Source organism: Candidatus Kuenenbacteria bacterium HGW-Kuenenbacteria-1, from assembly GCA_002839745.1.
In the GTDB taxonomy this organism is placed as follows: Bacteria; Patescibacteriota; Patescibacteriia; order UBA2591; family PGYQ01; genus PGYQ01.
On the sequence record PGYQ01000006.1, the window covers coordinates 1 to 21913 of the forward strand.

The window sequence follows — 21913 nt, forward strand, 5'->3', positions numbered from 1 at the left end:
TTTTTTAAATATTTTAAAATTAATTTTCTAAAATTTTTCAAAAAATTAAAATCAATTTCATTTGGAACAATAAGCGACCCACCAAGAGAAATAATAATTGTTTCTTTTTTCATAAAAATTTAAAATTCAAAATTCAAAATTTATAATTTCTTAACTTTTCTTTAATTAAAAATTTATAATTTCTTATATCCTTCCCTCTAAAATTCCTTTTCTAATTTTTTCCATTAATTCCAAATAAAAAGCCAAATTGTGAATTGTAGCTAAACGAAATCCAAGCGATTCATTTGTCATAAAAAGATGTCTCAAATAAGCGCGGGAATAATTTTGGCAAGTATAACAAGAACAATTAGAATCTATTGGCTGCAAATCATATTCAAATTTAGCGTTAGTAATCCGTATTATTTCATAAAAATCCTCTTCTTTAACTTTTAACTTTACACTTTTCACTTTGAACTTATATAATGTTCCATGTCGTGCGTTTCGTGTGGGAATAACACAATCAAACATATCAATTCCTCTTTTTACTGCTTCAATAATTTCTTCTGGCTTACCTACACCCATTAAATAATGCGGTTTATTTTCCGGCAAAATTGGAACTGTGCAGTTTAAAACATCAAACATTTTTTTTCTTGGCTCACCCACAGCCAATCCTCCAATTGCATATCCATCAAAATCAATATTAACAAGTTCTTTCGCGCTTTGCAACCGCAATTTTTTATATGTTCCACCTTGAACAATGCCAAATAACATTTGATGTTCTTTTTTATTTTTTAAAAAATATTCATTAGACCGTTTTGCCCATCTTGTTGTTAATTCTAATGCCTGCTTTATTTTTTTATAATCGCATGGCAAAGCAACACATTGATCTAAAACCATAATAATGTCTGATCCTAAAATTATCTGAATTTCTACTGCTTTTTCTGGTGATAAAAAAATTTTTTCTCCATCAACCTCTGAATAAAATTCCACTCCTTGTTCGGAAAATTTTACGCTTAAGTCTCTTTGTAAAGGGATATTTAAAGGGTTTCTTTCTTTAAAAATCCCCTGACCCATTTGAAGAACTTCAGAAGGGCTTTTTGATTGAAATTTATTATTTTCAATTTGCAACTTTGAACTTTGAACTTTAAACTTTAAACTTCCCAACGAATATGCCTGATAACCTCCAGAATCCGTTAAAATTGGACCATTCCAATTCATAAATTTATGCAATCCTCCTGCTTTTTTAATTACTTTCATTCCCGGCCTAAGCATTAAATAATAAGTATTTGAAAGAATAATTTGATTCTTCAAAGATTTCATTTCGTCAGGAGTTAAATTTTTTATCGCTCCACGCGTAGCAATAGGCATAAAAAAAGGCCCCTCAATATCACCATGAGAAGTTTTAAATAAACTCAACCGTGCTTTAGATTTTTTTGATTTTTTAATCAATTGAAATTTGGTCATAGGATGTTGAAATAGAATCTTGTATAAATTCATCATCCGCTTTTAAAGCGGTTTGTTTTAATAAAATAATATTTTCATTTAACCATTCTGGTTTTATGCTAAGTTTAAAATTCGCTTCAATTTTAGTTTCAGAAAATGGCTCTCCCACATAAGTCGGTAACCAATTAATTTCCCAACTCACCTCGCGCGTTTCTGGATTATATTTTATTTCTCCAGTAGAAACCTTGCTTTCTTCTTTCCATGTCACATTTTCGGGTAAAAAAGTAGATACTTTAATATTTTTTAAATTATTCATTGCATTATTTAATTTCCAATTAATCTGATATTCACTTTCTGTGTCTATTTTTGGTGGCCAATTTCCATTTTCCAAAGGCATTGTTTCAATTTTAAGCTCAGTCTGTGTTTTAATTTTTGTTGTAACTTTTGAGCTATTTATTTCAAAATTACTTTCTTCTAAATTGGCTATTTTGGCTTTTGCTTTAATAATACTTTCTAAATAAAAATTTTTAAACAGATTTTTTTTATCCTCTACTCCTTCTTCTCTTGAAAATATTTTATCCTGCAAAATAATTTTAAAAGGAATGCTCCCCTCTTCACCAGGTTTTAAAGAAAAAAGTTGAGGAACTTGATCTCTAGACCATGTTAAAAAAGATTCCTGGTCCATTGAATTAAGAAAATTATAAAAATACAAAGGATTTCTACTAATTAATTCCAATTCTCGAGGCAATGTTTTTGTTTCTATTTTTTGCCATCGTAAATTAGGACTAATTACCCTAACTTCAAATGTTAAATTTTTAATTTCCATTTCTCCATTGTTTTTATAAAAAATTTCATAATTTAATGTATCCCCTAAATTAGCTGATTGATTTGCCAATGTTTGAGAATTAATTCTTAATTCCACAAACAAATTTGAAGATATTAAAAAAACAATACTGGTTTTTTCTGTTTGTAAACGAAATTTATTATCTGAATCAACAATTCCCAAGCTTACTTTTAATTCTTTAATCTCTCCTAAAGCGCCTTTAATTTTTCCATTTATTTTTAATATTTTTTCTTCTCCAGGTTGAAGATTACTAAAAAACCAAACATCATTATCGTTTTGCAAAATTTCTGGATCGGATTTTATTAATTCAAATGCTTCTGGAAATTCAATAATCATTTTAATTGCCTCAATAGGTAACAGGGTATTATTCTTATATTTAATTTCGTAATCAATTAATCCATCAGCCAAAACTTTTTCTGGCGCGTTAATATTTAAAACAACGCTTGCTTTATTTAAAATTGTTGTGATTGAATTATTTTTTTCAAAAAAAGACGAAGAAAAATTAATGGGCCGATAATTTAAAATCGCGCTAATTGTTTTAGAAGTTCCGACTTCTCCCAAAAATTGTCCGAGAATTTTAATTTGTTTTGTTTCTCCAGCTTTTATTTTTTCTATTTTCCAAATATTAGGATTTTCCGTTGGTTTAAAAGAAGAAAATTTTAATTTAAAATCTGCGGGAAATTTAACTTCAACGAATAAATCAACTAGATCAATATCTTCTTGATTGTTTAAATTTATTTGATAAGCAATCTCGCTTTCAGAAGATATTTCCGCTGGACCTTCAATTTTAAAGATAAGTTTTTCTCCAGAAAATTTTGTTTCTTTATTAAAAATTAAAAAACTAGCCACAGATACCCCAAAAACAATAAACAAAAAAAACAAAATCGTCATTAAAGTCTGAATTGTTTTACTTTTTTTCTTATGTTCTAAATGAGAAAAATCAAGTTTAGCTCCTTTTTTTTCTATTTTATAAATCTCGTCTAAATCATTCTCGATTTTTTTTTGTTTATTATTTTCTATTTCTTTGATTTTAAAATTAAAAGACATAAAAAAGTTAAAAGTTAAAAGTTAAAAGTTGAAAGTTATTTGATTTTTGAATTAATTTTTACCATATTATTTTAAATTAATATTATTTTGAATAATAATTTCCTTAAAATTTTCTTTTTGTGAAACAATTACGCTTGTTTGTTTTATTAATTCCAATAAAGCAAGGAAATTGACAATAATTTCAATTTTTGATTTGGACGAATTTATTAAATAATCAAAACTTAATTTACTTCTTTTGAAAATTAAATTTTTAATTTGTTCAATTTTTTCTTGTATAGAAAAAACTTTTCTCATTGTTTTTTGTTCAACTAAAGGACTAATCGTTATTTCTAAATTTTTTAAAATCTCTGTAAAAATTTCCGCTAAAATATTTTTATTCAAATTTTTAGGAGGACTAAACATTGGAATAATATTTTTTAATGACTTTTCTCTAAAAAAAGCAAAATTTTTTCTTAAAAGCATTTCATTTATTTTTTTTGAAGCCTCAAAATATTCTTTGTAAATTTTTAATTGATTTTCTAAATTTTGTATTTCTTCCTCTTCTTCTAAATTTAATAAAGGCAATAATGTCTTAGATTTAATCAATAATAATTTAGCGGCTACTGATAAAAAATTAACTAGCTCATCTAAAGATAGATTTTTGGTTTGGTTTAAATATTCAATAAATTGATCCGCCACTTGTGATAAAGAAATTTGAGTAATATCAAATTTTTGTTTTTCAATCAATTGCAAAAGCAAATCCAATGGCCCCTCAAATTGTTCCAATTTAATGTTATACATATTTTATATTTTAGCAAAAATTAAACTTCTTTGCAAAATAATTATTAAAAAGTTATAATAAAAAACTGTTTTAATTTTTTAAAAGCTAAAAGCTAATTTCTCATGCTTTTCCCTAATTTTTCTAAATCTCATCAACCCGATTATATATTTATAATTACTTTATTTATACTTATTATTTTTGGATTAATTGCTCTTTCTTCGGCTAGCACAGTAATCTCGTATCAAAAATTTCAAGATAGTTATTATTTTTTAAAACATCAAATTTTATTTGGCCTAATTCCAGGATTAGTGTTTTTTTTTCTTGCTTTAAAAATCAATTTAAATCAATTAAAAAAATATAGCCCTATTTTATTAATTATTTCTATTTTACTTTTAATTGCCGTACTTATCCCAGAACTTGGAGTAAATTATGGTAAAGCGCGAAGCTGGATTAATATTGCCGGTATTTCATTTCAACCCAGTGAATTAATAAAACTTTTTTTAATTCTTTTTTTAGCAACTTGGTTTGAAAAAAAAGGAGAAAAAATAAAAAGTTTTTCTCAAAGCGTTTTGCCGTTTCTTTTTCTTTTGGGAATTATTTGTTTTTTAATAATTCTACAACCAGACATGGGCACAATGTCCGTCATTGTTTCTATTGCTTTAATGATTTTTTTTGTCACCAATGCTAAACTTCAACATTTTTTACTAATTATTCTAAGCGGAATAGGATTATTAATATTATTAATTAAAGCTACTCCATATCGATTAGCGCGATTAACTGTTTTTTTAAACCCAACATTAGATCCATTAGGTATCGGATATCATATTAATCAGGCTTTTTTAGCAATTGGATCAGGTGGTATTTTAGGGTTAGGATTAGGGCATTCTCAACAAAAATTTCAATATCTTCCAGAAGTAATTGGTGATTCAATTTTTGCAATTATTGCTGAAGAATTAGGGTTTATTCTTTCAACAGGATTAATTATTTTATTTTTAATTTTAATTTTTAGAGGATTTAAAATTGCCCAAAATGCTCCTAATGAATTTACCAAACTCACAGCTTTTGGCATTATTTCTTGGTTTGGATTTCAAGCTTTTATTAATATAGCAGCTATGCTAGGATTAGCTCCTATTACTGGTATTCCCTTGCCATTTATTAGTTATGGTGGAACCTCATTGGCAATTTCTTTAGCTGCCGCTGGAATTTTAATAAATATTTCAAAATATACTAGGTAATAAACAAAAAACTATGGGCATTATAAACCCATAGTTTTTTTAATTTTAATATCTTAATAATAAATCCAATCATCTTATTCCACTTTTCCACCAGCTTTTTCTATTTTATCTTTTGCAAATTTTGAAATCGCACAACCTTTAATAATTAATTTCTTTTTTAATTCACCATTACCTAAAATTTTTACTCCATTTTTAATTTTACTTACTAACTTTTCTTTTAATAAAATTTCTGGCGTTATTATGTCATCATCTTTAAATTTTACAGATAGTTGTTTAATATTAACAATTTCCAACTTAGGATGCATGCTTTTGAATCCTCTTTTTTTAGGAATACTTTGAATCATTTTTTTTAATCCTTTTAATTGTAACCCTTTTTTACCACCAGAACGAGCCTTTTGCCCTTTCATTCCTCGACCACTATAAGATCCGCGTTTGCCTCCTCGGCCAATGCGTTTGCTTTTTTTTCTTGAACCTTTAGTTGATTTTAAATTATGTAGATTTAACATAAATTATGTTATTAAACTAATTAAATTTACTTAATGCATTAACAACAGCTTTGGCATTATTCATTTTATTTCCAGAACCTAAAATTCTACTCGTAATATTTTTTATTCCTGTTAATTCCAAAACCATTCGCACAGCACTTCCAGCTTTAAGTCCTGTTCCTTTTTTGGCAGGCTTTAAAAAAATTTTTGCAGCACCAAATTTTTCTTTAATTTCATAAGGAATACTTCCTTCCTCTGTAATAGGCACAAAAATCATTTTTTTCTTTGCTACTGCTACAGCTTTATTTATGGCAATAGCCACATCTTCTCCTTTTGCAACACCAACTCCACATCTTCCTTTTAAATCTCCAATAGCAACACAAGCGCGAAAATTCATTCGTTTTCCGCCTGCTGTTACTCTTGTTACTCGAGCCAAATCAATTATTTTTTGTTCAAATTCCTTTTCTTCTTTTTCAAATCCTTTTGTATTTCTTCTTTCCATAAAATTTTTATTTATAAAATAAGTAAAAAATTAACATTATTTTTCTAAAATTTTAATCCTCCCTCTCTTGCTCCGTCTGCCACCGCTTTAACTTGACCATGATATTTATATCCACCTCGATCAAAAACAGCTTGATCTATTTTATTTTTTAACGCTTTTTGAGCAATCAACTTTCCTACTTCATAGGCTACTACAACTCCAACACTTAATTCATCTTCTTTTTCTTTCTTTTGTACTTCTTGTTTTTCTGTTTTCGCTTTTTCAATCTCTCGACCATCAGCCGCTACCAACGTAAAACCTTTTTTATCATCAATTAATTGAGCATAAATTTGTTTATTACTTCGAAAAACAGAAAGTCGCGGTCTTTCGTTTGTTCCTTTTATTTTAGTCCTAATACGTTTATGTCGTCTTATTCTTTTTTCTTGTTTTATTTTTTGTTGATTTTTCATAAATAATGAAATATTTGAATTATAAATTTACAATTTTTAAAAATCCCCCAACCCCCTTTATCAAGGGGGCTTTAAATGTGTTTAAAAATCCCCAAACCTTCCGATGTCCATCGGAGGGGCTAATCAATTTTGTCCCCCTGACAAGGGGGATTAAGGGGGTTTCTTAATTTCTGAAAACTACAAGCTAAGAAACTAATTCCTAATTTATTTCCCTGCTGTTTTAGCCGCTTTTCCAGCTTTTCTTCTTACCACTTCATCTACATATTTTATTCCTTTGCCTTTATAAGGTTCTGGTTTTTTAATTCTACGAATTTGAGCTGCTGTCTCTCCAACTAATTGTTTATCAAAGCCAGAAATCGTGATTACATTTTTTTCCACTTTTATATTAATATTTTTAGAAATATCAAAATTCACTTGATGTGAAAATCCTACATTTAAAACTAATTTATCTCCAACAACCTCTGCTTTATATCCCAAACCATTAATTTCTAATTTCTTCTCAAATCCCTTAGTCACTCCCTCAACCATATTACTAATCAATCTTTGAAATAAACCCCACAAAGCTCGTTGTTTTTTATTATTCGGTTTTTGAACATTAATTAATAATTCTTTATCTTTTTGTTCAATTTTAACATTTGGATGAATTTTTTGAATTAATTCACCTTTTGATCCTTTAATAAGGATATTTTGATTTTCTATTTTTACATCTACTCCTTCTGAAATATTAATTGGTTGTTTTCCGACTCTTGACATAAAATAACTTTTAACTTTTTATTTTAGCTTTTAGTCTAAAAATGACCATTTTAAGCTAAAAACTACAAGTTAATTTCTTATATTAATAAATTTCACACATAATTTCTCCTCCTAATCCTTTTTTTCTCGCTTCTTTATTTGTCATTAATCCTTGAGAAGTAGAAACAATAGCTATTCCAAGATTATTTAAAACCCAAGGCAACTTATCTTTGGTTGTATAAATACGACAACCTGGTTTACTAATTCTTTTTAACTTTTTAATTTTAGAATTACCTTCTTTATTATATTTTAAACTAATTTTAAGTTGATCAAAATTAGTTTCAGATTTTTTCTTTTGTTTTTCATCTATTTCAGAAAATAAATTAATTTTTTCCGCATTTTTTATTAATCTTTCTTTTTCTAAAACTTTAGCAATATTAAATTTTACCTTAGAAAAAGGCATTAAAATCTCTGACTTTTTTACAGCCAAAGCATTTCGAATTCTTGTTAACATGTCTGCGATTGGATCAGTCATAGAAATTTTAAATTATAAATTATAAATTATAAATTTTTTACTTACCAACTGGATTTTCTAACTCCAGGAATTTCTCCTTTATTAGCTAATTTTCTAAAACAAATTCTACATAAATCAAATGCTCTCATATATCCATGTCTTCTTCCACAACGCCAACAGCGTCGCACTTTTCTTGTAGAAAATTTCGGTTTAATTAACGATCTTTGTGATTTTATAATTTGAGCTTGTGTGGCCATAAATTAACTTTTTAATTTAAATTTAAGATTTTGTTTTTTCTTTTTTAAAAAGAAATCCTAATAATTTTAAAAATTCTAATCCTTCTTTTTTATCTTTTGCTGTTGTTACTATTGTTACTTCTAGCCCGTGCAAACTTTCTATTTCATCTGGGTTAATTTCTGAAAAAACATTATGCTCTCGAAAACCTAAATTAAAATTACCTCCTTTATCTATAGATTTTTCTATTAAACCATGAAAATCTCGAAGTCGAGGCAAAACAATATTAATTAATTTATCTATAAAATCATACATTTTATTTCCTCTTAATGTAACCATCATTCCAATCACCGCTCCTTGTCTAATTTTAAAATTTGAAATCGATTTTTTTGCTAAAGTTTTAACTGGCTTTTGCCCAGTAATTCTTGTTAAAGTATTTTCTATCACATTTATTTTATCTTTCATTCCTAAACCAATTCCAACATTTATAACCACTTTTTCTATTTTAGGCACAGCTAAAATATTTTTATATTGGAATTTCTCTCTCATAGCTGGGATAACGTTTTTAATGTAATGTTCTTTTAAAGACATAAAATATAAATAATTTTAAATTTTAAATTACCTCGCCACATTTCTTACATATCCTCACCTTTTTTTTATTTTCTAAAATTTTATAACCAACTCGTGTAGATTTGCCGCATTTTGAACAAATTAACATTGCATTAGAAACATTTAATGGAGCTGGAAATAAAACCTTTTGTCCTTTTTCTTTTTCTTTTTTAGGACGAGTATGTTTAACTCTAAGATTTAACCCTTCTACAACTACTTTTTCTTTTTTTAAAAAAACTCGAAGTATTTTTCCTGTTTTCCCAATATCTTTGCCTGTTAAAATTTTTACTTTATCACCTTTTTTTATTTTCATATTAAATTTCTAAAAAACTAAAAGCTAAAAGCTAAAAGCTAAAAGCTGATTTAAAGCACTTCTGGCGCAAGAGAAATTATTTTGGTAAATTCTTTTGTACGCAACTCTCTTGATATTGGACCAAAAATGCGCGTTCCTTTTGGATTTTTTGTTTTTGGATCTATAATTACCGCGGCATTTTCATCAAATCTAATATAAGTTCCATCTTTTCTTCTTGTTTCTTTTCTTATTCTAACAATAACAGCTTTAACAACATCACTTTTTTTAACAGTGGCTCGTGGTTGTGCTTCTTTAACAGATGCTGTAATAATATCTCCTATTCGAGCATATCTTTTTTTAAAACCACCCAAAACCATAATGCACATTATTTTTTTTGCACCGCTATTATCTGCTACTTTTAAAATTGAACGATGTTGAATCATAAACTAGATTTCTAGAAATTAACTTCTTAAGTTTCTAGAAAATTTTTAAAAAAATTAAACATTAGGAATATTATTTTGTTCTTCTTTAACTTTCCATTTTTTTTCTTTACTTAATGGCCGACATTCAATAAAAATTACCTTATCTCCTGTTTTGTATTTATTTTCTGGATCATGAACCTTATAACGCTTACTTACCTTATAACGTTTTTTATATTTTGGATGAATCTTAATACGATCAACTCTAGCCACAATAGTTTTATCCATTTTATCGCTTACCACAATCCCCTGAAAAGTTCTTTTTATAGATTTTTTATTTTTAATATTTTCCATAAATAATTAATTAAATACTTTGATTTAATCTTTTTTATTTAATAAAGTTAATATCCTGGCAATTAATTTTTTTACATCTCTTATATTTCTAACTTTTTTTAATTGTTTTAAAGCAATTTTAAATCTTAATTCACGTAATTTTTCTCGTGATTCTTGAAGTAATTTTTGCAATTCAACCTCTGATTTTTGTTTTAATTCTTTAATTTTCATATTTATCTTATTACAAATTTAGTCTTAATTGGTAATTTATAACTCGCCAATTTCATTGCTTCTTTCGCTTTATCTTCTGGAATTCCATCCATTTCAAACATTACTGTTCCTGGTTTAACCACTGCTACATAATGATCAACAGGACCTTTGCCACTTCCCATAGGAACTTCGGAATTCTTAAGAGTTACTGGTTTATGTGGAAAAATTCTAATCCAAATTTTGCCTCCTCGGCGAATAAATTGAACTATTACTTTTCTTGCAGATTCAATTTGTCTCGAAGTAATCCATTTCTTTTCTAAAGATTTTAAACCAAAAGAACCAAAACTTACCTTAGTCATACTAGAAGCTTTTTTTCCAGACATTCCGGCTTGCTGGTGCCATTTTCTATGTTTTGTTTTTTTCGGCATTAACATATTGTAATTTAAAATTTAAAATTTAAAATTTCTTTTATTCATTCTTTATTGTTTGATTATTAAATATCTCTCCTTTATATATCCAAACTTTCACTCCAATAGCGCCATAAGTAGTACGCGCAGTTTCTTGAGCATAATCAATATCTGCTCGTAAAGTATGTAAAGGAAGTTTTCCGTCTGTTAATTTTTCTGCTCGAGCAATTTCTGCTCCATTTAAACGTCCACTTAATACTAATTTAATTCCTTTAGATCCAGCTTTTTTCACCCTAAGAATTGTTTGTTTCATTGTTCGTCGAAAAGGAATTCTTTTTTCTAAATCAGAAACTATGCTTTGAGCTATTATATTTGCTGATAAAGAAAATTCTCTTACCTCTAAAATATTTATTTTAAGATTTTTTTTCTCATCTTTTAATATTTTTTTTTGTATTTGTTTTTTAATTTCTTCTATACCTTCTCCTTTTCTTCCAATAATCAACCCTGGCTTAGCTACATAAGCCAAAACTCTAATTTCATCTCCAAATCTTTCAATTTCAACTTTATCTATTCCTGCTTTTTTTAATTTTTCATATAACTCTTCTTTGATTAAAATATCTTCTCGTAAATTATCTCGATATTTTTTTTTAAAAGAAAACCATTTTGAACTCCATGTATATATTGTTTGAATACGAAAAATTTTTGGATTTACTTTATGGCCCATAGAAATTAATTTAAAATTTAAATTTAAAATAACTTTGATTTTATAATTATCAACTACTTATTACAAATTAAAACTAATTTTTTTATATAAAAATAATAACCTATCCTGTTTTACGTCTAAATATTTTCTTTGCAAAACTATGTTTATCTTTTTCTTTTATTTTTTTTGCTTCAGGTCTTTTTATTAAAGAGGTATCTTTAATAGAATTTTTTTTATCCTCAACTGTTTCTACTTGAATAATTTTTCCCTCTTTTTCTTTTTCTTTAATTTCTTGATCAAAATTATTAATTTTTTCTTCGTTTTTTTTATCAAGAACTATTGTAATATGACTGGTTCTTTTTCTAATTGGCGCGCCACGACCAAAAGCACGAGGCATCCAACGATCCAAAGTAGGACCTTGATTAACTGTTATTTCTTTAATATATAGGTTTTTTTTCTTTAAGTCAAAATTATGCTCGGCATTAGTAATAGCTGAATTTAATAATTTTAAAATTGGCTGACAAGCTCTTTTAGTAATAAATTTTAATTGATCTTCTGCTTTATCAACATCCATCCCGCGAATCACATTTATAACTAATCGAATTTTTTTAGAAGAAATTCGAATATATTTTGCTTTGGCATCAATTTTTATTGGTTTTTTCTTTTCTTTTGTTTTAATTTCCATAAATATGTATCAATAAAATAAACTAACAACTTATTACTTTTTTTTCTCTTGTTTTACTGTTTTACGAACTGCTGTAGACGCTTTTTGTTCTTGATCTTTTTGTATTTTTCCTCCATGTTTAACAAATTTTCTTGTTAAAGAAAATTCTCCTAATTTATGTCCTACCATATTTTCTATAACAAATACTGGAATATGAATTTTCCCATTATGAACTCCAAATGTAAAACCTACCATTTCAGGTGCAATAGTACAACTTCGTTTCCAAGTTTTAATTATCGTTTTATCGCCTTGTTTTAAATTGGATACTTTTTTTAATAATTTGGGATCCAAGTATGGACCTTTTTTAAGTGAACGAGACATAATAGAAATTTTAAATTTTAAATTAAGAAATTAGAAATTAGAAATTTTGAATTATAAATTTTTATAAATTTATATTTTATTATTTATTATTTATTATTTCCAATTTTTGTAAACTATTTCTTTCTTCTTTGTATAATTAATTTATTACTCCATTTCTTTTTCTTTCTTGTTTTAACTCCTAAAGCACATTTGCCCCAAGGAGTTTTTGGATGCTTTAATCCAATTGGACATTGACCTTCACCTCCACCATGAGGATGATCAACTGGATTCATCGCCTTACCTCGAACACTTGGTCTTATTCCCATATGACGTTTACGTCCGGCCTTACCAATTCTTATATTATTATGATCTATATTCCCCACCTGTCCAATTGTGGCTAAACATTCTTTTAAAACCAACCTTATTTCTTTGGACGGCATTTTTAATTGAACATATTTCCCTTCCATAGATTGAATAAGGGCTGAAGTTCCAGCCGATCTAACAATTTCTGCTCCCTTTCCAGGTTGTAATTCTATATTATGAATAAATATTCCTGTTGGAATGTATTTTAATGGCAAACAATTTCCAATTTTAATTTCTATTTGTAATTTTGAAGACATGACTTCATCTCCTATTTTTAATTCATTTGGCGCGATAATATATCCTTTTTTCTTATCTTCATATTCTAACAAAGCAATCCGAGCTGAACGATTGGGATCATATTCTAAAGCAATGACATTTGCTTTCATATCAAATCTATCTCTTTTAAAATCTATAATTCGATAATATCTTTTCTCTCCGCTACCTTGATGTCTAACTGTAATTTTCCCACATGATCGTCCAGATTTCTTTTTTTTTATTCTAATTAAAGATTTTTCCGGTCTTTTTTTGGTTAATCCTCTCGTATCTACAATAGACATTTTTCTTCTTGATGGAGTTGTAGGTTTATAAATTTTAATCATAAAATATATCTAACTTATAATTTAATAATTTTCAATCTTTTCTCCTTGTTTTAATGTAATAATTGCTTTTTTTCGAGCTTTTGTTTTTCCTTTTGTTTTCCCATGTTTCACATTTTTCCCTTTTGTTTTTATAATATTAACACTTATTGGCTTTACGTTATAAACAGCCTGAATAGCCTTTTTTATTTCTATTTTATTTGAATTCCCTGTAACTTCAAAAACATGCTGATTTAATGCTGTTAAATTAGTAGATTTTTCAGTATTAATAGGTTTAACTAAAATTCGATAAGCATCTTTATAATTCAATTTATCATTTCCAATCCTTTTTTTTACTTCTGGTTTTTTTATCTCTTTTTTTTCTTCTTTTATTGTTTTTTTTATTTTATCAAAAATTTTCATAAAATACTTTGTAACTTTTTAGCTTCTTTTTAATTTAAAATTTAAAATTTAAAATTTAAAATTCTTTTAGTCTTGCATTTTTAAATATGTTTTCTCTATCTTCTGAATGCCTTTTTTTGTAATCAATAAATACTTATATTTCAATAAATCTACTATATTTAAACAATCTGCTCTAATTGTTCCTATTCTAGAAATATTTTTTGTAGCACGAATTAAATTTTCATTTTTGTTTTCAATAACAATTAATATTTTTTCTTTCTTTTGTTTTTCTTCTTCTGTTGATTGAAATAATTTATTCAAATTTTCCAATACTTTTAAAATTTCTTTGGTCTTGCCTTCCGTTAACTCTAATTTATCTAAAGTAATCATCCAATCACTTTTTACTTTATCTGCCAAAACCATAAAAAGTGCCTTTTTTTTCATTTTTTTATTTACTTTTTTAGAAAAATTTCTTTCTTTTGAAGGACCAAAAACTATTCCCCCGCCTTTCCAAAGCGGAGAACGAATTGTTCCTGCTCTAGCGCGTCCAGTTCCTTTTTGTTTCCATGGTTTTTTCCCACCACCTCGAATTTCACCTCGTGTTTTAGTATGCGCTAAAACTTGTCTTGCGTTTGCCATTTGAGCCACTATTACTTGATGAATAACCTCTGGATTTATTTTTACATCAAAAATAGTTGAATTTAATTCTTGTTCTTCAACTCTATTTCCTTCTTGATTATATATTGTAATTTTTGACATAAAAATAAAAATTATAAACTAACGATTTCCACTAATCCATTTCTCGCTCCTGGAACTGCTCCTTTTAAAATTAATAAATTTTTTTCAAGATCAATTAAAACCACTTTAAGATTTTTTGTTGTAACTCTTCTATTTCCCATATGTCCACCCATTCGAGTTCCTTTAAAAACTCGAGCTGGCTCAGTTGATCCAATAGATCCAGGCATACGCAATTGATCTTTATGTCCATGTGTAGCAGGTGATCCATGAAATCCATGTCTTTTTACTACCCCTTGAAATCCCTTTCCTTTTGATATAGCGCTTGCTTTAATAATATCTCCAACTTTAAAAGTTGAGACATCAATTTTATCTCCAATTTTATATTCATCTTTTTCATTTTTCATTATTTTTTTTTCTTTATCTCTAAATTCTTTAATATATTTAAAATTTCCTAAATTTTTCAAATGTCCTGTTATTGGTTTGTTTATTTTTTTCTTTTCTTGAAATCCAATTTGAATGGCTTCATATTTATCTTTTTCTTGATTTTTAACTTGAATCACAACACAAGGTCCAGCTTGTAAAATGGTTATTGGAACAACATTATTTTGTTCATCAAATATTTGCGACATTTCAATTTTTTTTCCTAAAATAAATTTCATAAAATTTGAATATTAAAAAACAGAAATTTTCTTATAATTTCCCGAAACTAACAGATTGTCTATAAAAAAATTTCTGTTTTTTATTTAATCTTTAGTTTAATTTTTTTGGAAATTAATCTCCTTAACTGCAACAAATTATTTTAACTCCTTTTCTTTAAAAAATAAAGAAGTAAATTAAAATAATTTATTACTATAAATAATTATTTTAATAATATATTACATTTTAATTTCAATGTCAATTTTTTTTCATTTTTTTTAATTATTTACTCTAATTCTTTAATTAAAATTTTTTTTACAATTTTTCTTTTCTAAAAATTCCAAAATACCTTTTGAATATTTATTAAAATCATCAACAATTTCTTTTATTTTCTTATGAATTAAACTTTTATCAACTTCATCATATTCATGAACTAAAATATTTCTAAATTTTGCGTCTTCGGCTAATTTTTCTCCTATTTCTTTAGAATAAATTTTAAAATTAACCAACTCTTTAAAAGCGTCTGCGTACCCTCTAATTTTTTCTATCCCTTTGCCTAATTCAATAATTATATGATTATTAATATCGATTGCTCTAATTACAATTCTTTCTAATATTCTTTCAACTGCAGCGAGTTTCATAAAATCTTTCGCCAAATCGTCTAAATTATAATCACTAAATTCTTTTAAATGATCTAAATCCTCAGCTATTAATTTTAATTTCCTTTTTATAAAAATTTTATCAAGCATATTTCCCAAAATATTTATTAACCAAAATTTCTTCTAATTTAAAAATCGGCATATTGTCCCAATAATTTCTTATAGCGTAAGTTTTTAATTCCCAATAATCAAATGATGAACCATAAAGCAAAGCGCCATCTTTCATTACTTGATATAAAAACAAAGCGTCAATCTTTTCCAAAATTTTTAAATCAAGCTCTCGTTCTTCATTGTTGCCGAAAACATTTTCCATCCCGCTGAAAATCTTGCTAAAACTTTTACCTTTTATTGACTCTTTGCCTAAAATAGCAATATCTAAATCACTTTTGATTCGCTGTTTCTCTTTAACATAAGAACCATAAAGTAAAATTAATTTAAGTTTATATTTTTTACCAATTTTCTGAATTTGAATTTTTTGCTTAGCAGTTAATTTCATAAAATAAAATTCAAAATGCAAAAATCAAAATACAAAATTTACCATTAATTAATTTACAATTAAAACTAATTTCAATTCTGAATTGAATTACATTTTAATTTCAATGTCAACTCCGGCTGGTAAACTTAAATTTGTCAATGCTTCTACTACTTTAGGAGTAGGGTCAATAATATCAATTAATCTTTTATGTACACGTATTTCAAATTGATCTCTTGCATTTTTATGAATAAAAGTAGATCGTAAAACAGTATATTTACTCTTTTCAATTGGTAAAGGAACTGGTCCGATTATTTTTACATTTAATCTTTCTGTTGTGTCCAAAATTATCCTCATTGCCTTATCTATTATTTTATGATCAAATGCTTTTATTTTAATACGAATCCTTTGATGATATTCTTCATTTTTGTTAATATTTTCCTCTTCTTTTTGTTCTTTTATTTTTTTATCCTTTGTGTCTTTTTTAAGATCTTTTTTTTCTTTCATAAATCACAAATTTTATAATTGTAGAGGTATATTGTAATATACCTCTACTATAATTTAATATTTCAATTTTATTTTGTTATTTTAGTTACAACTCCAGCTCCCACAGTACGTCCGCCTTCTCTTATGGCAAATTTTTGCTTTTCTTCTAATGCAACTGGTACAATTAATTTAATTTTTATATCAACAGTATCGCCCGGCATAACAATTTCTCTTCCTTCTGCCAATTCAACCTCTCCGGTTATATCAGTAGTTTTAATATAAAACTGTGGTTTATATCCTTTAGCAAATGAAGTATGTCGTCCACCTTCATCTTTTGTTAAAACATAAATATTTGCTTCAAATTCTGTATGTGGAGTAATAGTGCCCGGTTTAGCTAAAACTTGTCCTCTTTCTACATTCTCTTTTTTAATTCCTCTAAGAAGAATTCCAGCATTATCTCCAGCTCGTCCTTCATCTAAAGATTTGTTAAACATTTCTATACCTGTAACTACAGATTTTTGAGTATCTTTAATTCCAACAATTTCTATTTCTTCATTAACTTTAATTATTCCTCTTTCAATTCTACCAGTAACTACCGTTCCTCTTCCTTCAATTGAAAAAATATCTTCTATTGGCATTAAAAAAGGTTTATCAGCATCTCTAATTGGTTCAGGGATATATTCATCTATAGCTTTTACTAAATCCATAATTGGCTGAGAAACTGTTTCGTCTGTAGGATTTTCTAAAGCCTTTAAGGCTGATCCTTTAATAATTGGAATCTCGTCTCCAGGAAAATCATATTTTTTTAATAAATCTTTTACTTCTTCTTCAACTAATTCAACTAACTCTTTTTCTGTTTGATCTACTTTATTTAAAAAAACCACAATATATGGAACACCTACTTGACGCGCTAAAAGAATGTGCTCTCTTGTTTGTGGCATTACTCCATCAGCAGCCGAAACAACCAAAATAGCTCCATCCATTTGAGCTGCTCCAGTAATCATATTTTTAACATAATCAGCATGTCCAGGACAATCAACATGAGCATAATGTCTATTTTCACTTTCATATTCAACATGAGTTGTAGCAATAGTAATTCCTCTTTCTTTTTCTTCTGGCGCATTATCAATTTGATCAACAGATTTACTTGTAGCATTAAATCCTCTTGCAGTTAAAACTGTTAAAATAGCTGCTGTTAAAGTTGTTTTGCCATGATCTACATGACCAATAGTTCCTACATTAATGTGTGGTTTAGAACGATTAAATTTTTCTGCCATTTTTTTATTCTCCTTAAGAATGACCCACTTAATTTGTGGTTTTACCCAGTCATTCAAAAAATTAAATTATTAAAATTAAAATCTCCAAATTAGAGATTAATTTAATATTAATTATTTATTTTTAAAAGTCAATTTTTTTATGTGGATAACATAAAAAAATTAAAACACAAAGCAAGTAATGCCTTAATTTTATATTTTATGTCTATTTTTTATCCACCATTCTAAAATTTCTTTAACTGCTGGAACAGCGGTAACAGATCCCCAACCGCCATTTTCCACTAAAATAGTTAAAACAATCTCGGGATTTTCAGCTGGAACATAAACAGTAACCCAAGCATGAGGATTTTTATCACCAAAATTTTCAGCCGTGCCAGTTTTCCCAGCCACTTTTATTGGCAAACTACTTAAACTTTTAGTTTCACCTGAACTCATTGCCTCTTCCATCCCCTTTTGAACTATTTTAATATTTTTTATTTTAATAAAATCCTTTTTTATTATTTTAGGAAAATTTTCTTTAACTAAATATCCTTTTGAATTAATAATTTTATCTACCATTTGAGGTTGATAAATTATTCCGTTATTGGCAATTGTAGCCGTCCAAAGAGCCACTTGAAGAGGAGTAACTAAAAGATCGCCTTGCCCAATTGACAAATGATAGGTATTGCCCAAATACCATTGTTCGTTTTTATTTTTTTCCTTCCACTCGGGCGTTGGAATAAATCCTTTGGCTTCATTAGGTAAATCAATGCCTGATAAATTTTCTAAATTAAATTTTTTAAAATATTCAACAATTTTTTCAACCCCCAAACCTTTAAAATTTTGATAACCGCCACCAATGGTGTAAAAAAATATATCAGAAGATTTAGCAATAGCTTTAATAACATTCATTGGGCCCAACCCGCTTCTTTGCCAGCCATGAAAATAATAAGTAATCTTGGGATCATACTGATGAGGAATGCCAATCACGCCTTTATCATAAATAATTGTATTTTGATTAATAATATTTTCTTCTAACCCAGCCAGAGCCATAATTAATTTAATAGTAGAACCAGGGGGATATTTCCCAGAAATAGCTCTATTAAGAAATGGCTTATCCGGATTATTAATTAATTTTTGATAATTTTCTTGAGAAATACCTTGAGTAAATAAATTATTATCAAAACTAGGAAGACTGACCATGGCTAAAATTTTTCCGGTTTTAGGATCTAATGCTACCGCCGTTGCCTTAGATTGTTTAACTTTTTTTAAAACATTTAATAAAACTTGGGCAATTTTTTCTTGAAAATCTAAGTCTAAAGATAAAATAAGACTATCTCCTGTTTGACTAGGTTTTTGAACGATAATTTTTTCTTCCTTGCCTAAAGAATTAACTTCTATTTGCTTTTTTCCGGAAATTCCCCTTAATGTTTTTTCATAAAAAAATTCAAGGCCAGTTTTGCCAATATAATCAGTCAATGAATATTCAGAATTTTGTTCTTTCTCTATTGGATTTATTTTTCCTAAATATCCTAAAATATGAGCAAAGAATGGTCCGGTTAAATATTGTCGTTTTGTTTGTTCTATTAAATTTATACCCCCAAAACCAGTTGTAGAAGCGATTTTAAAAAGAATAGTTTGTTCATAAGTCAAATTTTCTTGAATCAAAATTGGTTCAAAAGAATAAGATTTAGAATCGTCAATAAGTTTTTTAAAATAATTCGGATCTTGATTAACAATTTTAGCAACCTGAATAATTAATTTATTTAATTCTTTTTTTTCTTTAGGTAAATCAGCTGGGATAAAAAATAAAGAAAAATTAGGAATGTTTCTAGCTAATATTTTTCCAAATCGATCATAAATTACTCCCCTATCAGGGGAAATAGTTTGAATTCTAATTCTATTTTCTTCGGCTAATTTTTGATAAAAGACACCTTTAAAAAATTGTAAAAAAAATATTTGTCCTGCTAAAATTACTAACCCTAATAATAAAATTAAAAAAAACCAATTTATTTTTTTAAAATTTAAAATTGATTTCAATTGTCCTTTGATTGCTCCTTGTAAAAACGGTAATTCATTATCTTGTCTCTCTATTGCTTTAGAATAATTTGTAAGATTCTTTTTATTTAAAAAAATATTTTTTTCATAAAAAGAAAACGGATTTTTCATAAAAATAATTATTAATTTCTTGAATATTTTTTTAATTAATGAAATAATATAATCGAATTTATTTTATTGGAAATTTATTTTATTTTATAATACCCTAATTTAAAAATTCTAAAAATTTTAATATGTGTTTAGCTATACCTGGAAAAATTATAAAAATAAATAAAGAAAAAGCCATTGTTGACTTTGATGGTATAAAAAAAGAAATAAATATATCTCTAGTTAAAGTTAAAATTAAAGATTATGTTATTATTCATGCAGGTTTTGCTATTCAAAAAATAGAAAAACAAGAAGCAATAGAGGCTTTAAAATTTTAATAAAATATATTTATATATGAAAATTATAATAAAAAAAATTAATGCAATTGCTGTAAAAATAAAAAAAAATATTAATATAATGGAAGTTTGTGGGACACACACTGAAGCTGTTGCAAAATTTGGTTTAAGAGAATTAATGCCAAAAAATATAAAATTAACAACTGGGCCTGGTTGCCCAGTTTGTGTTACTGCACAAAAAGATATTGACGCAATTGTAAATTTAGCACTTTCTGGAATTCCTGTCGCAACATATGGAGATATGATGCGTGTACCAGGATATTATGGAAGTTTAGATCAAGCTCGAGAAAAAGGCGCATCAGTATTTATTGTTTATTCAGTAGATGACTGTTTAAAACTTCAAAAAAAATATTCTAATTTAGTTTTTTTTGGTTTAGGATTTGAAACTACAGCGCCAATGACAGCTTATGCTATTAAAAAAGGATTAACTGTTTATTCAACTCATAAATTATTTTTACCAGCAATGCAAGCACTTTTAAAAATAGGCGAATTAAAAATTGATGGATATCTTTGTCCTGGACATGTTTCAACTATTATTGGAACAGAGCCATATAAAACAATGAAAGTTCCGCAAGTAATCGCTGGTTTTGAAGCTGAAGATATTTTAGTATCAATATATATGTTATTAAAACAAATTTTTAATAATAAAGCTAATGTTGAAAATGAATATTTGCGATCAGTAAAAAAACAAGGCAATCCAAAAGCAATTAAAGAAATTTTTGATGTTTTTGATGTTGCTGATGGAAATTGGCGCGGATTTGGAATTATTCCAAAATCAGGACTTGAAATAAAAAATAAATACGAAAAATTTAACGCAAAAATAAAATATAAAAAAATATTAGATAAAATTGATTTTTCTCATTCTCAAAAATCTGTTGCTTGTATTTGCGGAGAAATAATTAGAGGATTAAAACAACCAAAGCAATGTTCTTTATTTAAAAAAGTTTGTACATCAGAAAATCCAATCGGCCCTTGTATGGTTTCAATGGAAGGAGCGTGTAATGTTTTTTATAGATATAAGAAATAATTTAGAAATTATAAATTATAAATTATAAAAATAATTTTCTTAGGTAATTATAACGTCAAATACGAAAATAGTTATAAAGTTTTATAGGGACAGGGTCTCTGATTATTCCATAAATAGCATTGGGGCCTATTTTTTACCTTATCTGGCATAATTTATATAATTCTTATCAACTATTTAAACAAAGTAAAAAAATAATTTATAATGTATGAAATATAATAAATTAGTTCGTGATAAAATGAATTCCTTCTTGAAATTTAGGAAAATTTTTAAATTGCATTTTATTATTTTTACTTCTAAATGTTATAATTCTTGGGGTAGATGAGAGCCTCTGCTCTCATCTTTTGGTTGGAGCAGAGGCTCCAACCTACCCGTTATATTTATATAATCTCTTATTTCTATAATGGATAATTTCCAAATGTTTTTGTTGTGATAAAAGGTAATTCCTTCTTGAAATTTAGGAAAATTTTTAAATTGCATTTTATTATTTTTACTTCTAAATGTTATAATTCTTGGGGTAGATGACACGGTTGGGCTGTTCTACAAAAAAGAAAAATAATTTTGAAAATCCTTCTTCCATAAA

Annotated in this window: 30 protein-coding genes; 3 read left to right on the forward strand and 27 right to left on the reverse strand. The window is 26.9% G+C overall.

Annotated elements, in window-relative coordinates; all coding sequences use genetic code 11:
• Positions 1-183 precede the first annotated feature (183 nt).
• From tgt to CVV26_01630, 3 genes are all read right to left on the reverse strand, one after another.
• Positions 184-1479 (reverse strand): tRNA guanosine(34) transglycosylase Tgt, encoded by a 1296-nt coding sequence (gene tgt / locus CVV26_01620; protein PKL72346.1) that lies wholly within the window; start codon positions 1477-1479, stop codon positions 184-186.
• Positions 1421-3313: a hypothetical protein gene (locus CVV26_01625; GenBank protein PKL72347.1), complete on the reverse strand. Its 1893-nt coding sequence runs from the start codon at positions 3311-3313 to the stop codon at positions 1421-1423. Before CVV26_01625 ends, tgt begins: the two co-directional genes overlap by 59 nt.
• A 66-nt stretch (positions 3314-3379) precedes the next feature.
• The gene (locus CVV26_01630) at positions 3380-4093 is read right to left on the reverse strand and encodes a hypothetical protein (protein PKL72348.1); all 714 of its coding nucleotides are present in this window, start codon (positions 4091-4093) and stop codon (positions 3380-3382) included.
• Positions 4094-4195: 102 nt separating this feature from the next.
• Between CVV26_01630 and ftsW the strand changes: the two genes are divergently transcribed.
• Entirely contained in the window at positions 4196-5308 is a 1113-nt protein-coding gene (ftsW, locus tag CVV26_01635; protein PKL72349.1) for a putative lipid II flippase FtsW, read from the forward strand.
• 74 nt (positions 5309-5382) lie between these two features.
• On the opposite strand, the gene rplO is transcribed toward ftsW, so the two are convergent.
• From rplO to mrdA, 24 genes are all read right to left on the reverse strand, one after another.
• The gene (gene rplO, locus CVV26_01640) at positions 5383-5814 is read right to left on the reverse strand and encodes a 50S ribosomal protein L15 (protein PKL72350.1); all 432 of its coding nucleotides are present in this window, start codon (positions 5812-5814) and stop codon (positions 5383-5385) included.
• Between the two features lie 16 nt (positions 5815-5830).
• Positions 5831-6295, reverse strand: a complete 465-nt coding sequence (locus CVV26_01645; protein ID PKL72351.1) for a 30S ribosomal protein S5 — start codon at positions 6293-6295, stop codon at positions 5831-5833.
• Positions 6296-6339: 44 nt separating this feature from the next.
• Entirely contained in the window at positions 6340-6744 is a 405-nt protein-coding gene (locus CVV26_01650) for a 50S ribosomal protein L18 (protein ID PKL72352.1), read from the reverse strand.
• A gap of 204 nt (positions 6745-6948) precedes the next feature.
• Positions 6949-7497 (reverse strand): 50S ribosomal protein L6, encoded by a 549-nt coding sequence (locus CVV26_01655; GenBank protein ID PKL72353.1) that lies wholly within the window; start codon positions 7495-7497, stop codon positions 6949-6951.
• Between the two features lie 82 nt (positions 7498-7579).
• Positions 7580-8011 carry a 30S ribosomal protein S8 gene (locus tag CVV26_01660; protein ID PKL72354.1) on the reverse strand — a complete coding sequence of 144 codons (432 nt, stop codon included), beginning with the start codon at positions 8009-8011 and terminating at the stop codon, positions 7580-7582.
• A gap of 41 nt (positions 8012-8052) precedes the next feature.
• Positions 8053-8247 carry a type Z 30S ribosomal protein S14 gene (locus CVV26_01665; GenBank protein PKL72355.1) on the reverse strand — a complete coding sequence of 65 codons (195 nt, stop codon included), beginning with the start codon at positions 8245-8247 and terminating at the stop codon, positions 8053-8055.
• Positions 8248-8269: 22 nt separating this feature from the next.
• On the reverse strand, positions 8270-8815 hold the full coding sequence (locus CVV26_01670) for a 50S ribosomal protein L5 (protein ID PKL72356.1): 546 nt from the start codon (positions 8813-8815) through the stop codon (positions 8270-8272).
• A gap of 22 nt (positions 8816-8837) precedes the next feature.
• Entirely contained in the window at positions 8838-9146 is a 309-nt protein-coding gene (locus tag CVV26_01675) for a 50S ribosomal protein L24 (protein PKL72357.1), read from the reverse strand.
• A 50-nt stretch (positions 9147-9196) separates the two neighbouring features.
• Positions 9197-9568 (reverse strand): 50S ribosomal protein L14, encoded by a 372-nt coding sequence (locus CVV26_01680; GenBank protein ID PKL72358.1) that lies wholly within the window; start codon positions 9566-9568, stop codon positions 9197-9199.
• Between the two features lie 54 nt (positions 9569-9622).
• Positions 9623-9898, reverse strand: a complete 276-nt coding sequence (gene rpsQ, locus CVV26_01685) for a 30S ribosomal protein S17 (protein PKL72359.1) — start codon at positions 9896-9898, stop codon at positions 9623-9625.
• A gap of 24 nt (positions 9899-9922) precedes the next feature.
• Positions 9923-10108 (reverse strand): 50S ribosomal protein L29, encoded by a 186-nt coding sequence (gene rpmC / locus CVV26_01690; protein ID PKL72360.1) that lies wholly within the window; start codon positions 10106-10108, stop codon positions 9923-9925.
• Positions 10109-10110: 2 nt separating this feature from the next.
• Entirely contained in the window at positions 10111-10521 is a 411-nt protein-coding gene (locus CVV26_01695) for a 50S ribosomal protein L16 (GenBank protein ID PKL72361.1), read from the reverse strand.
• A gap of 34 nt (positions 10522-10555) precedes the next feature.
• Complete coding sequence (locus CVV26_01700; GenBank protein PKL72362.1) at positions 10556-11218, reverse strand: 30S ribosomal protein S3; 663 nt, start codon at positions 11216-11218, stop codon at positions 10556-10558.
• Positions 11219-11318: 100 nt separating this feature from the next.
• A complete protein-coding gene (locus tag CVV26_01705) occupies positions 11319-11882 on the reverse strand; it encodes a 50S ribosomal protein L22 (GenBank protein ID PKL72363.1) in 564 nt (187 codons plus the stop codon).
• Between the two features lie 33 nt (positions 11883-11915).
• Positions 11916-12242, reverse strand: a complete 327-nt coding sequence (locus CVV26_01710) for a 30S ribosomal protein S19 (GenBank protein ID PKL72364.1) — start codon at positions 12240-12242, stop codon at positions 11916-11918.
• Between the two features lie 113 nt (positions 12243-12355).
• A complete protein-coding gene (locus tag CVV26_01715) occupies positions 12356-13183 on the reverse strand; it encodes a 50S ribosomal protein L2 (GenBank protein ID PKL72365.1) in 828 nt (275 codons plus the stop codon).
• 21 nt (positions 13184-13204) lie between these two features.
• Complete coding sequence (locus CVV26_01720) at positions 13205-13582, reverse strand: 50S ribosomal protein L23 (protein PKL72366.1); 378 nt, start codon at positions 13580-13582, stop codon at positions 13205-13207.
• Positions 13583-13648: 66 nt separating this feature from the next.
• A complete protein-coding gene (locus CVV26_01725; GenBank protein PKL72367.1) occupies positions 13649-14320 on the reverse strand; it encodes a 50S ribosomal protein L4 in 672 nt (223 codons plus the stop codon).
• An 11-nt stretch (positions 14321-14331) separates the two neighbouring features.
• Entirely contained in the window at positions 14332-14958 is a 627-nt protein-coding gene (locus CVV26_01730) for a 50S ribosomal protein L3 (GenBank protein ID PKL72368.1), read from the reverse strand.
• Between the two features lie 276 nt (positions 14959-15234).
• Positions 15235-15684, reverse strand: coding sequence for a hypothetical protein (locus tag CVV26_01735; protein PKL72369.1), 450 nt, complete (start codon positions 15682-15684; stop codon positions 15235-15237).
• Entirely contained in the window at positions 15677-16090 is a 414-nt protein-coding gene (locus CVV26_01740) for a hypothetical protein (protein ID PKL72370.1), read from the reverse strand. The genes CVV26_01735 and CVV26_01740 overlap by 8 nt, the downstream gene beginning before the upstream one ends.
• Before the next feature lie 87 nt (positions 16091-16177).
• A complete protein-coding gene (locus CVV26_01745; GenBank protein PKL72371.1) occupies positions 16178-16573 on the reverse strand; it encodes a 30S ribosomal protein S10 in 396 nt (131 codons plus the stop codon).
• 68 nt (positions 16574-16641) lie between these two features.
• On the reverse strand, positions 16642-17829 hold the full coding sequence (gene tuf, locus CVV26_01750) for an elongation factor Tu (GenBank protein PKL72372.1): 1188 nt from the start codon (positions 17827-17829) through the stop codon (positions 16642-16644).
• 189 nt (positions 17830-18018) lie between these two features.
• Positions 18019-19974, reverse strand: coding sequence for a penicillin-binding protein 2 (mrdA, locus tag CVV26_01755; GenBank protein PKL72373.1), 1956 nt, complete (start codon positions 19972-19974; stop codon positions 18019-18021).
• Positions 19975-20096: 122 nt separating this feature from the next.
• Between mrdA and hypC the strand changes: the two genes are divergently transcribed.
• A complete protein-coding gene (hypC, locus tag CVV26_01760) occupies positions 20097-20288 on the forward strand; it encodes a HypC/HybG/HupF family hydrogenase formation chaperone (GenBank protein PKL72374.1) in 192 nt (63 codons plus the stop codon).
• A gap of 16 nt (positions 20289-20304) precedes the next feature.
• The gene (hypD, locus tag CVV26_01765) at positions 20305-21333 is read left to right on the forward strand and encodes a hydrogenase formation protein HypD (GenBank protein PKL72375.1); all 1029 of its coding nucleotides are present in this window, start codon (positions 20305-20307) and stop codon (positions 21331-21333) included.
• Positions 21334-21913: the final 580 nt, after the last annotated feature.